Below are 12612 nucleotides of genomic sequence, written 5' to 3'. Positions count from 1 at the left end.
AATAAGAGTGCTGACATCATGTCAGTTTTACTCAAAAAACCTATTTTCACCAATGTTTCCAATAGTGAACTGGCAGAACAGCTCGAAGCACGTAAAAAATCAGAAAAAAAACTACCAACTTGGTTTTCTGCCAGTAATATATACTACCCCAACAAATTAAATATTGAGCAAACTTCTTCCGAAATTACAGCGAAATATAAAGCGGATTTAGTCAGTGGAAAATCTCTTGTAGATGTCACTGGAGGACTAGGTATTGACAGCTATTTTTTCAGCAAGAAAACAGATCAAGTTCATCACTGTGAACTAGACCCAAATCTATCTGAAATTGCAGCTCATAATTTTAAAATTTTGGAAGCCATCAACGTAAAAACGCATGCGCAAAATGGCTTGGACCTTATAAAGAATTCTAAGACCAATTTTGATTGGATTTACATTGACCCATCAAGAAGAGATAATTTAAAGCAACGTGTTTTTTTACTCTCGGATTGTCTACCCAATGTTGTCGAAAATTTGGATTTATTATTCTCCAAATCCGATAATATTCTTATAAAAACAGCTCCCTTATTAGATATTTCCGCAGGAATAAATGAACTGAATCACATTAAGGAAATACATATAATTGCCATAAATAATGATGTAAAAGAATTACTATGGGTTTTACAAAAAGGGTATCATGGAGGCATTTCTATAAAAACTATAAATAAAAGCGCTCAAAACAATCAAACCTTTGATTTTCCCCTTAATTCCGAAAAAGAAGTGGTTTCTGAGTTCTCGAAACCATTAACCTACCTCTACGAACCCAATGCAGCCATCCTGAAATCAGGCGCATTCAAAATCATTGGCCAAGCAACACAATTAAAGAAACTCCATACCAACACCCATTTGTACACTTCAGATAAGCTGCTTGATTTTCCTGGTCGCAGGTTTATAATAGAAGACGTCCTTCCTTACAATAAATCGGCTTTAAAAAAAGCAGGAATCAAGAATGCAAACATAACTACAAGGAACTTTCCTGAAAGCGTAGCTACCATTAGAAAGAAGATGAAAATTAAAGATGGTGGAGAAATCTATCTGTTTTTTACCAAAGATTTTCTCGAAAACGTTATAGTTCTACAGTGCAAAAAGGTCAAATTTTAACACTCGACATTAAATTTTTATGTTAATCTTTAAATATTTTTTTAGAAATATTTAACACAAATGAAGCATGGACTAAATCTTACTAAAAATGGTTAATGGCCACAATATCAATGCATCTATAGATTTTCGAAAGTGTAAAATATTGACTCTTGCAACATTTTTACTATTGAAAGTGTCACAATCCAGTAAAAATAACCCTTACCCGGTTTTTAACATACTCATATTATTGTTACATTTATTTTTTGTTTTTCTTAACATTACGTCGGAAAAATAAGAATTTAATAAACTAACAAACAACACTCACATTATGAATCAAAAACGCGATTACAAATCGTTAAGGTCCAAGAGTAAAATCTCCTCACTGGGAATTGGGCTTTTCTCAATGATGATTTGCGCTGGGCCACAAAGTTCATTTGCAAACTCAAGTTCAGATCTCAAAATTGAGGTCAAGAACGTTTTTCAAACCACGGTAACAGGAACAGTTTTAGATAGCGGTGGAATTCCGCTACCTGGGGCAAATGTTGTGGTTAAAGGAACCACAAATGGAACTCAAACTGATTTTGATGGTAACTTCTCTTTAGATGTAGAAGATGATGCTATTTTAGTGATAAGCTATTTAGGTTTTGTTACTAAAGAAGTTCCTGTTGATGGCCAAAACACTATCAACATTACATTGGCTGATGATGCAGCCGCTTTAGATGAAGTTATTGTTACTGGTTACCAAACAGAGACAAAACGAGAAACAACAGCCGCCGTTTCCATTGTAAAGGCGGAAGAGTTAGCAGCAATTCCTTCTGGTAACGTAGAGCAGCAGTTACAAGGTAGAGTTGCTGGTGTTACTGTTATTACAAATGGGCAACCAGGAACTACTAGTCAAATCAGAATTCGTGGTTTTGGTGCTTTTGGAGGTAATGAACCGTTATATGTTGTAGATGGGCTTCCTGTATCAAATACTGAATTCTTAAATCCAGATGATATTGAAACTACTACTGTTCTGAAGGATGCTGCCGCAGCTTCCATATACGGAGCAAGAGCAGCAAATGGTGTTGTAGTTTACACAACCAAACAAGGTAAAAGAGGTAAGCGCAAGACTGAAATGACGGTAAACATATCTAGTGGTGTGACTGACCCTAATGTTGGTGGTGCTTTAGAAATATTAAGCCCTCAAGACCAAGCAAGGTATACCCACATAGCGTATGAGAATGATGCTTCAGTAAGTGGAGACCCTGTTGATTACAGACATCCTCAATATGGATCGAACGCAATCGCTACTTTACCGGACTATCTATATGCAGATGGAGTAAGTGGAGCTTCTGCCAGTCAGGTAAATCTTGCTCAGATTCAAGCTAATTATGAGAACGACCCCGATAATACTTTTTTGATTAAGCCCAACTTAGCCGGAACAAATTGGTACAAAGAAATCACCAGAATTGCTCCTATTAGCAGATTCTCCGTTGGGTTTGACGGTGGTACTGATAATGGTAGATTCTATTCTGGTATTTCAGGACAAAACCAATCTGGTATTTTACTTGAAAACGAATTTGTGCGTTACACGGCTCGTTTCAACTCAGAATGGGACATTGCACCTTGGTTGAGTATTGGAGAAAATTTCCAAGCCACTTATCGCTCTGTAACAGGAGGATTTGGCGGCGGCGGCGGTATTGGTGGTGCAGATGACGAATCTGTTATTCTATCAGCTATTCGTATGCCATCAATAATTCCTGTATATGATGAATTTGGCAGCTACGCTAGTACAAAAGCTGCTGGTTTTGGTAACGCTCGTAACCCTGTTCGCGTATTGAAAAATGATGATGGTGACGATAAAGCATATGCTGTTGGAGGAACAGGAAATATATATGTTCTTTTAAAACCAATTGACGGTTTAACAATTAGATCAAGCCTTGGAGGTACCTATTCCAATTCCTATTACAATTCCTATTCCTACAAGTATTTAGGAGATTCTGAACCTCAAGCAAGTAATGGATATAGTGAGGGTAGTAGCTACTTCTTCAACTGGACATTTACTAATACTGCTAGCTATGATAAGTTATTTGGCAAGCATCGGGTAAAAGCTTTAGCTGGTATAGAAGCATTAAATACGGGTAAAGGTCGTAATATAAGTGGTTCTGGTATTAATCCATTCTCTACAGATCTTGATTTTCAAAGTTTAAGCGTAGTACAGAGCCCTGTTGTTAACAGTAGCCAATTTAAAGGAGTAAACTTTTATTCTTTATTTGGTAAATTAGATTATAATTTTGATGATAAATATTACATTACCGGAGTTCTTCGTCGTGATGGATCTTCTCGTTTTGGAGAAAACAATCGATACGGAGTGTTTCCCGCAGTATCTGGGGCATGGCGTGTAATTGGTGAGCCTTTTTTGCAAGACCAAGAAGTTGTAAGCGATTTGAAAATTCGTGCTGGTTGGGGACAAATGGGTAACTCAAACAATGTAGATCCAAATAACCAATATTCTCTATATGCGTCTGATAGGTCAAGTACTTTTTATCAAACAACAGGGCAAGCATCTGGCACTGATGAAGGTTTTGCCGCAAGCCGTATTGGTAATCCTGATGCTAAATGGGAAACCAGTACAACTCTGAACATTGGTTTTGATGCCAGTTTCTTCAATAACAGATTAGAATTTATTTTTGACTGGTGGCAAAAAGATACGGAAGACCTTCTTTACCAACTACCATTACCAGGTGTTACTGGAAATTATGCAGCTGCACCTTCTGTAAACATTGCAACAATGTCTAACAAAGGAATTGATTTTGAAATTATCGGTAGGGGTAACTTTACTGAAGACTTTTCTTTTGAAGCTAGAGTAACAGGAGCTTTCTTAACGAATGAAATTGAAGAATTGGCGCCAGGTGTTGACTTTTTCGATGGTCCGTCAGTTAGAGATATTGTGGCCACTAGAAATGCTGTAGGTCATTCACTTTCTTCTTTTTATGGTTACAATGTAACCGGGTATTTTAATAGTCAAGCTGAACTTGATGCAAGCTCCTATGTAAATGAAGAAGGGGAAACGGTTGATGCTCAAGATGGTCAAGGTTTAGGTCGTTTCAAGTATGAAGATGTAAATGGTGATGGAAGAATTACTACGGATGACCGTAAATTTTTGGGTAGTCCAGTTCCAGATTTTACAGGAGGCCTCACTCTTAATTTTAAATATAAAAAATTAGAATTCGAAACGTACTGGTACACATCAATAGGAAACGAAATTTGGAACCAAACTAAATGGTACACCGATTTTTATGGAGTATTTGAAGGTTCTGCAAAAGGGCCAGCAGCTTTTAATTCTTGGACTCCAGAGCTAGGTAATAATGCTCAGGTTCCAAGATGGGAAAGTGCTTCTAACTTCAGCACAAACACAGTAGGTAACTCATGGTATGTTGAAGATGGTAGTTACCTTAGACTACAAAGGCTTTCTTTTTCTTATGATTTTAGAGGAGACCTAACCGATAAATTAGGTTTGACCAAATTAAAAATAGGTCTTTCTGCCAACAACATATGGACGTATACAAATTACAGTGGTATTGATCCAGGTGTTGGTGGTGGTGCTGATACCAACTTTGGTATTGATATAGGAAACTATCCCGTAGGTCCACAATATATGATCAATTTTGAAATTGGAATTTAATTCGATTACAATAAATCTTGTAAAGAATATCTGTTACAAATCGCATTTTAAAAAAATATTATGAAAACAAATTTGAATTCAAAAAAGATGGCCGTGCTTATGGTCTCACTACTCACCTTAAGTGTGTCCTGTAGTGATGAGTTTTTGGAAATAGCCCCAACAGGCTCCTTAGCTGATGCCCAAGTTAGCACAAGCGAAGGTATTGATGGCCTTTTAATTGGTGCCTATTCCATGATTAATGGAAACCTAGGTGGTAATCGTGGCTCTACTCCTAATCACTGGCTTGTAGGGTCCGTACTTGGAGGGGATGCCAATAAAGGAACTGACCCAGGAGATGGAGCTTCGCTAGCCACTTTCCAGAGGTTCCAAGCAGATGCTACTTTTTCAGAAGTTAATGGTTTGTGGACTGCACGTTATGAAGGTGTCAGCAGATGTAACACGGTTTTAAGTACAGTTGCTAAAAGTAGTGAATCTCTCCCTGCGGAAAAAATAACCGAAATTAGTGCTCAAGCTAGAATGTTACGAGGTCATTTCTATTTTGACTTAAAGAAAAACTTCAATAACATTGTTGTTTTTGACGAAACCGTACTCCCTACTGATATTGTTTTAATAGCCAATGACGGAGATGCTTGGGCTATGATTGAATCTGATTTTCAATATGCCTATGACAACCTTCCAGAAACTACTGATGCAGGAAGAGTAAACAAATGGGCTGCAGCATCTTATATGGCTAAAGCAAAGCTGTATCAAAAGAAGTATGCTGAAGCCAAAACATGGTTTGATGATGTTATTGATAATGGTGTTGCATGGAATGGCGAAAAGTATGCTTTGCTAGATGATTATGCGAAGGTATTCAACGCAGCTTTTGACAATCATGTAGAAGCGATTATGGATGTTGAATCTTCAAATCAAACAGGTGATGTAAAAAACTCTAACTGGTTTGATGATTTAAATTACCCTTACCTTACAGGTAACGCAGGACCTGGTGATTGTTGTGGCTTTTTTCAGCCTAGCTTTGAATTAGCGAATTCGTTTAGAACTGGAGCTGATGGACTTCCTCTATTAGATAAGTCCTACAACGACCCCGCTAATGCAGTAAAAAATGATATGGATATTGCTTCTACGGAACCATTTACTCCAGATGCAGGCCCTCTTGACCCTAGAATTGACTTTTCAATTGGAAGAAGAGATATACCTTATTTAGGTTGGAGGCCTCACCCAGGTCAAGCATGGATAAGAGTGCAGGCCTATGGAGGGCCATATTCGCCTAAAAAGTTTGTATACTATGCTGATCAGGAAGGTACACTTACTGACGCTAGTTCATGGACACGTGGATACGCTACTATGAACTATCCAATTATACGCTTTGCAGATGTATTACTGATGGCTGCTGAAGCAGAAATAGAAGCAGGAACACTTGAAAAAGCAAGGACTTATGTAAATATGGTCCGTGCCAGAGCGGCCAAATCTGAATTCTGGATTAAAAATGAAGATGGTACCGATGCAGCCAACTATAATATTTCAGAATACTCAGCTGCTCAGTTTGCCAACAAAGAATCAGCCACAGAAGCAGTACGTTTTGAAAGAAAACTAGAGCTGTCGGGTGAAGGGCATCGTTTCTTTGACTTGGTAAGATGGGGAATTGCAGCAGAAGAAATCAATTACTATCTTGATTATGAAGTGCAATTTTTACAATCTGCCTACTCCGGAGCGAACTTTACTGCTGGCAAAGATGAATATAGAGCTATTCCTCAAACCCAACTTGATTTACAACCAGGCGTTTTATCTCAGAATCCTGGATACTAATAATTTAATGTTACACTTAGAAAGCTGCTCAATTGAGCAGCTTTCTTTGTTTATATCTTAACCTTCTCGCATATTTGTAGACCTGTATATCTCTAGAATCAAATGAAAATAAATACCATTTCCAAAATATTATATTCCTGTTCCATTGTTATACTCTTGCTTTTTACTAGTTGCAAAGAGCAATTACCTTCAACTAGGTTTGTAATTGTAAACCAAAAAGTTTCTAATCTCGTATTCAATAATCAACTTATTGAAAATGATTCTATTAATATAATGGATAATGAATTCGTATATAATGGTGCGGGAGTTGCTCTAGGAGATATAAACGGTGATGGGTTCGATGACATTTTTTTTGCAGGGAACCAAGTTGAAAATAAACTCTTTTTAAACCTAAAAGGTCTGAATTTTAAAGATATTACTGAGACCTCCCTTATAAAAAAAAGAGATTCGTTACAATGGTCTTCTGGTGTATCCATTATTGATATTAATGCGGATGGATTGATGGATATCTATGTTTGTAATACTTTTAGGAAAAAGGAAAACAGAAGAGAAAACTTGCTATATATTAATCAAGGCAATAATTCCCAAGGAATACCTAGCTTCAAGGAAATGGCCAAGGAATATGGTATTGCAGATAATACATACTCGTCGCATGCTCAATTTTTTGATTTTGATAACGATGGTGATCTAGATTTGTTTATTGGTGTGAACCGAATTGAGGGTATTGACCCTAGTGATTTTAGACCTATTGAAGATGATGGCTCTTCCATGAGTAAAGACCGTCTCTATGAAAACGTTTTTGACACTATACTTAATAAACAGAAGTTTGTAGATATTTCTGAAAAAGCGGGTATTAAATTCCATGGTTATAGCCATAGCACTTTAATCAACGATTTTAATAGTGATGGCTGGCCAGATATTTATGTTGCTAATGATTTCTTAAGTAGTGATTTAATTTATATTAACAACCAGAACGGTACTTTTACTAATGAGGCGCGTAAAATATTTAAACACTTCTCTCTATCTTCAATGGGCAGTGATGCGGCAGACATTAATAATAATGGAAACCTAGAATTGTTTACTACTGAAATGCTTCCATATTATAACAAAAGAAAAAAACTGTTTCAAGGTCCTAGTAATTATCAGAAAGAAATATTCATTAAAAAATACGATTACGAAAAACAGTATGCACGTAATACACTTCAAACACAACTAGGAACCAATCCAGAAACAGAATTGCCTGTATATGCGGAAATAGCTATGTTAACAGATACAAAAGAGACGGACTGGAGCTGGGCCCCACTTTTTGCTGATTATAATAATGATGGGCTACAAGACCTTTTTATTACAAATGGCTTTCCTAAAGACGTAACAGATAGAGATTTTGGGGATTTCAGGGCTAGTTCAAGTAGGTTACTATCCAAAGAGAAATTACTTGCGGCAATACCCGAAATAAAGATTCCCAACTTTATGTTCAACAATCAAGGTAATTTAAAATTTAAAGATAGTACTAAAGATTGGGGGTTAAATCTGCCCACCTACTCAACCGGTGCCGCTTACGGAGACCTTGATCAAGATGGAGATTTGGATTTAGTTGTAAATAATATTAATGATAATGCACTGTTATTGGAAAACAAATCCAATGAACATGAAAAACATCAGCACTACCTCCGAATAAAATTGAATGGAAAGGAAAATAACCCCAATGCTATTGGGTCGTATATCGAAATTTTTTCGGATACCTTACATCAGAAAAAGTCCCTATTATCTGGGCGAGGATACCTTTCTCAACCAGAGCTCACTTTCCATTTTGGATTGGGAAAGAAGAAAAGTATAGATAGCCTGTTAATCACTTGGCCAAATAGGGAGTGTCAAATGGTTAAAACTACCGCAATAGACTCTCTCTTAGAGATTACATATAGCGCTCAGGCAATTCAGACCTATTCTCCTAAAAAACCAGAATCAAATACAATTTTTCAAAATGTTACCCATAAATATAATCTAGAACATCTTTCTTTAGATCATGATTTTATTGATTTTAATTTTCAAAGCACCTTACCTCATAAATTTTCGCAATACGGCCCTTCTCTTTCTGTAGGCGATATAAATAATGATGGCTTAGAAGATATGTTTGTTGCCGCAAGCAGGAATTTTAAAGAAAAATGGTTTATTCAAAACCCTGACCAAACTTTTAATCAAATTGAAGTTGCCTATAAAAAATCCGATGAACTAGAGGAAGAAGATGCAGGAACTCTACTCTTTGATGCAGATAAAGATGGTGACTTGGATTTATTCATAGCTCGTGGTTGCGCACAATATCCTATTGGCCATAATTATTATCAAGATATTTTAATGATAAATGATGGAAATGGTCATTTTTCTAAATTAGAAAATGGCCTCCCAGAAATGAAAACAAATTCATCTACAGTTAAAGCCGCTGACTTTGACCATGATGGAGACTTAGATTTATTTATTGGAAGTAGAGTATTACCCTTTTCATACCCTATGTCCGATCGTTCTTACATTTTACGAAACGATAGTACTAAGGATAAAATCAAATTTACAGATGTAACTAAAACAATTAATCCAAATCTTGAATACCCTGGTTTGATTAGCGATGCCCTTTGGACCGATTTTAATGGTGACTCTTGGCCTGACCTTATTTTAGCTTCAGAATGGGCTCCCTTACGTTTTTTTAGAAATGAGAATGGTAAATTATTTGAAATAACAGCCAGCACAGGAATTCAAAAACATTTTGGCTGGTGGAATAGTCTAGCTGCTTCCGATTTGGATAATGATGGAGACATAGACTATATTGCTGGAAATGTTGGGAATAATATAAACTTCAAAGGTTCTAAAAAAGAACCTGTACGTATTTACGCAAAAGATTTAGATCAGAACGGCTCTATTGACCCACTAATTTCTTTTTATCTTAGAGATAGCATTGGCACAAGAAAAGAATATCTCTACCACCCTTGGCAAGATGTCACCAAACAATATGTGGGAATACGAAAGATTTTCAATTCATACGGTGCATTTGGAGAATCTACACTTCCTGAAATGTTTACGGATGGTCTTCTAGATGACGCTCAGGTAGACTCCTTAACTTATATGAAAAGCTCATGGATAGAGAACTTAGGAAATAATCAATTTAAAATACATCCATTACCTATCCAAGCGCAGTTTGCACCGGTCTACGGAATTCTGCCGTTGGATTTCAATACGGACAACCTAACTGATATTCTTCTAGTAGGTAACGATTATGGTATGGAAGTACAGCAAGGGCCTGCAGATGCTTTTATAGGAATCTTGCTTAAAAATAATGGCAATGGTCGTTTTGTTCCTGTCTCCTTAGACAATAGTGGTTTCTTTATACCTGGAGACGCAAAAGCACTGGTAAAGTTAAGAGGTGGTGCCGAAAAAACACTTATAACTGCCTCTCAAAACAATGACTCTTTAAAAGTATTTTCTAAATCTAAGATATCCAATACAAAAACCTTTACATTAAAACCAAATGAAGTGAAGGTTTATTTAGACTTATCTAACGGCAAAAAACAGATGCATGAATTCTACTGGGGAAGCACTTTTCAATCTCAGTCAGGAAGGTTTATTGACATAAACTCTGATTATAAAAAAATTCGTTTCTATAATAACAATGGTAATCTAACAAGGCAATTTCAGCCTTAAATTAATTTATAAGTAGATTTTCCAATATCAACATATCCCAAGGATTATCTTCATAAACCTGTGCCAATTTACTGGGCACAGCCGTGAAATTAAAAGTTGCACAACTTAAAGCTATATCTATGTCTCCGTCTTGATCAAAATCTCCTGAATCTATCAAAAACCATCGCCCAGAAAAATCACTTCCTAAAATTTTAGTTTCAAACCTAAACTTGTCCTGATCTACATTTTCCAAATAAACAAATGACATTTCTGGATGGTTTTTATAATCAGGAAAAGTTGAAATTAGACCAAAATCTATATCCCCATCTTGGTCAAAATCCGCACTAACAGAACGTGTGGCTCCATTTAAAGGAAAGAAAAAAATCTCTTCAAAATTATTAGCTCCATCATTCAAATGAATACGCATCCCATGGTATGGTTTTAATACTGGGGTTTTATCTGCATTGTCCCCATGAACAGTAATTATATCTTGATCTCCGTCGTTGTCGTAATCAACCATTTCAAACCAACTACTGCCATATACCGGACTAAAATGAATTACTTGTTCAGATTTAAAATTCAAACTATCAGTTTGATAGAGAATTGAAACCCCCTCATTTCCCTGAGCAGTCATAACAACAATATCACTTTTTCCATCCCCATTCATATCTCTTACAATTGTCCTTATAGTTCCAGGTTGCCCCAATAATATTTTCTTTTTAAAAATATTACTTGGTGACTTAGATATTAACGATAAGCTACCCGTTAAATTTCCATATTCGCAGACCAAAATTTCATCTATACCATCTTCGTCAAAATCATATACGCTAGTATGAACAGGCCTATGAAAATCAATTGGTAAAGATTGAACCGTATTATCGTTAATTTCAAATATTCTTCCATTAACAATTTCCGTAGGACTTAACGACCCAATAGATGTAACGTACTGTATGCTATCATTTTCAATAAAGCTAGAAATAGGCCCACTTCCATTAAGGAGTTTCTTTAAGCTTTTATCCTCTTTATCGTATTCAAATACCCGTCCTCTAGTGTCTGCAATGTTCAATTTATTTTTTACTGTGTCGAACTTTGCAAACATAATCGAACTACCATCTGAACTATCTACATCAACAGGTGAGAATTCAAAATTACTAAGTTCGGCCACCTGAATTTGATACTGGTTATTTTTCAAACTATCTGGAGCAACGGAAATTATATATTCATTAAGTAACTTCCAATCTTCTAGCGAAGTTTGAGGCTTCACACTATATATACCCGAATTTAGAATAGCATGTTGCTCTTGAAATGAAAAGCCACCGAGTAGATTATAGTCAGAAACACTAATACCCATTCTGGCTCCCATTTCTGGCAGTACTTGATCTCTCCATAAATTCTTTGGCAAATCTTTAATCCTTGGTAAAGCATGACAACTAGAACATTGGGTCACAAATAATTCACCCCCTTTTTTAGACATATTCTCTGAACAACTCACAAAGAATAATATCGGAATTATCAATTGTACAAAACCTTTCATTAAAATATCGCTAATAAAAAAGAGATTAAATTTTGAAACAAATAAAAACAGACAGGGTACTTTTTCCTAATTTAGACCTAATCAATCATTTACTCACTCCTGTCGTTCCTGTTCCATAAACCATTCATATAGCTCATCATCTTCATAAGCTTTAATCCAAGAATCGTGGCCAACGCCAGGATATTTGGTAAAACGAATGTCATGGCCCATACTTTTTAATTTAGAAACCATGGTTTCCGATTCTGAAATTGGAATGGATTGGTCTTCCTCGCCATGGAAAACCCAAATGGGCATTTTCTTATCTATCCAAGAAGCATAGGGCAAAGGTGTCATTCCACAAACAACGGCCATGGCAGCAAACTTTGTAGGGTACTGAACGGCCATTTCCCAAGCCGCCCCTCCTCCTCTACTGAGTCCGGTTAGATAAATTCTATTTTTGTCCACGCGATTGTTCGCTACTATAGTATCTAGTAATTGCATTACGGAACGTGTGTTCCACCACATTTTCTTTTGCGGATTCTGGGGCGCTAAAATCATGAAAGGAAACTTCTTCCCTCTTTTAATTAATTTAGGCGGTCCATTTCTTTTTACATATACCAAGCTATCTCCTGACTCTCCCCCGCCATGAAGGAATAACAGTAAAGGATACTCCTCTTCCGGCTTTTCATCATATCCTTCTGGGAAGTATAAATAATAGCTATAGTTCTCTTTTATGACTGTTTCTTGTTCAGCATCAACCAATTTATATTTTGATTGGGCAGCACAACTCTGTAACACAAAGCAGAGTAAAATGAAATATAATCTTTGCAGCATTTATAAATTC

6 protein-coding genes are annotated in these 12612 nt (G+C 36.3%); 4 read left to right on the top strand and 2 right to left on the bottom strand.

Annotated features, from left to right (window positions below; genetic code table 11):
- Positions 1-18: 18 nt before the first annotated feature.
- From IWC72_RS14250 to IWC72_RS14235, 4 genes are all read left to right on the top strand, one after another.
- A complete protein-coding gene (locus IWC72_RS14250; RefSeq protein WP_317171411.1) occupies positions 19-1137 on the top strand; it encodes a THUMP-like domain-containing protein in 1119 nt (372 codons plus the stop codon).
- A gap of 307 nt (positions 1138-1444) precedes the next feature.
- Positions 1445-4783 carry a SusC/RagA family TonB-linked outer membrane protein gene (locus IWC72_RS14245; protein WP_194530219.1) on the top strand — a complete coding sequence of 1113 codons (3339 nt, stop codon included), beginning with the start codon at positions 1445-1447 and terminating at the stop codon, positions 4781-4783.
- A gap of 60 nt (positions 4784-4843) precedes the next feature.
- Complete coding sequence (locus tag IWC72_RS14240; protein ID WP_194530218.1) at positions 4844-6589, top strand: RagB/SusD family nutrient uptake outer membrane protein; 1746 nt, start codon at positions 4844-4846, stop codon at positions 6587-6589.
- 102 nt (positions 6590-6691) lie between these two features.
- Positions 6692-10276 (top strand): VCBS repeat-containing protein, encoded by a 3585-nt coding sequence (locus tag IWC72_RS14235; protein WP_194530217.1) that lies wholly within the window; start codon positions 6692-6694, stop codon positions 10274-10276.
- Between the two features lies 1 nt (position 10277).
- On the opposite strand, the gene IWC72_RS14230 is transcribed toward IWC72_RS14235, so the two are convergent.
- Positions 10278-11657 (bottom strand): FG-GAP repeat domain-containing protein, encoded by a 1380-nt coding sequence (locus tag IWC72_RS14230; RefSeq protein ID WP_194530216.1) that lies wholly within the window; start codon positions 11655-11657, stop codon positions 10278-10280.
- Positions 11658-11882: 225 nt separating this feature from the next.
- Positions 11883-12602 carry a carboxylesterase family protein gene (locus IWC72_RS14225; RefSeq protein ID WP_194530215.1) on the bottom strand — a complete coding sequence of 240 codons (720 nt, stop codon included), beginning with the start codon at positions 12600-12602 and terminating at the stop codon, positions 11883-11885.
- Positions 12603-12612: the final 10 nt, after the last annotated feature.

The organism is Zobellia roscoffensis, from assembly GCF_015330165.1.
Taxonomy (GTDB): domain Bacteria; phylum Bacteroidota; class Bacteroidia; order Flavobacteriales; family Flavobacteriaceae; genus Zobellia; species Zobellia roscoffensis.
The sequence above is the reverse complement of the archived record's forward strand: the minus strand, read 5'-3'. Positions and strand labels throughout refer to the sequence as shown.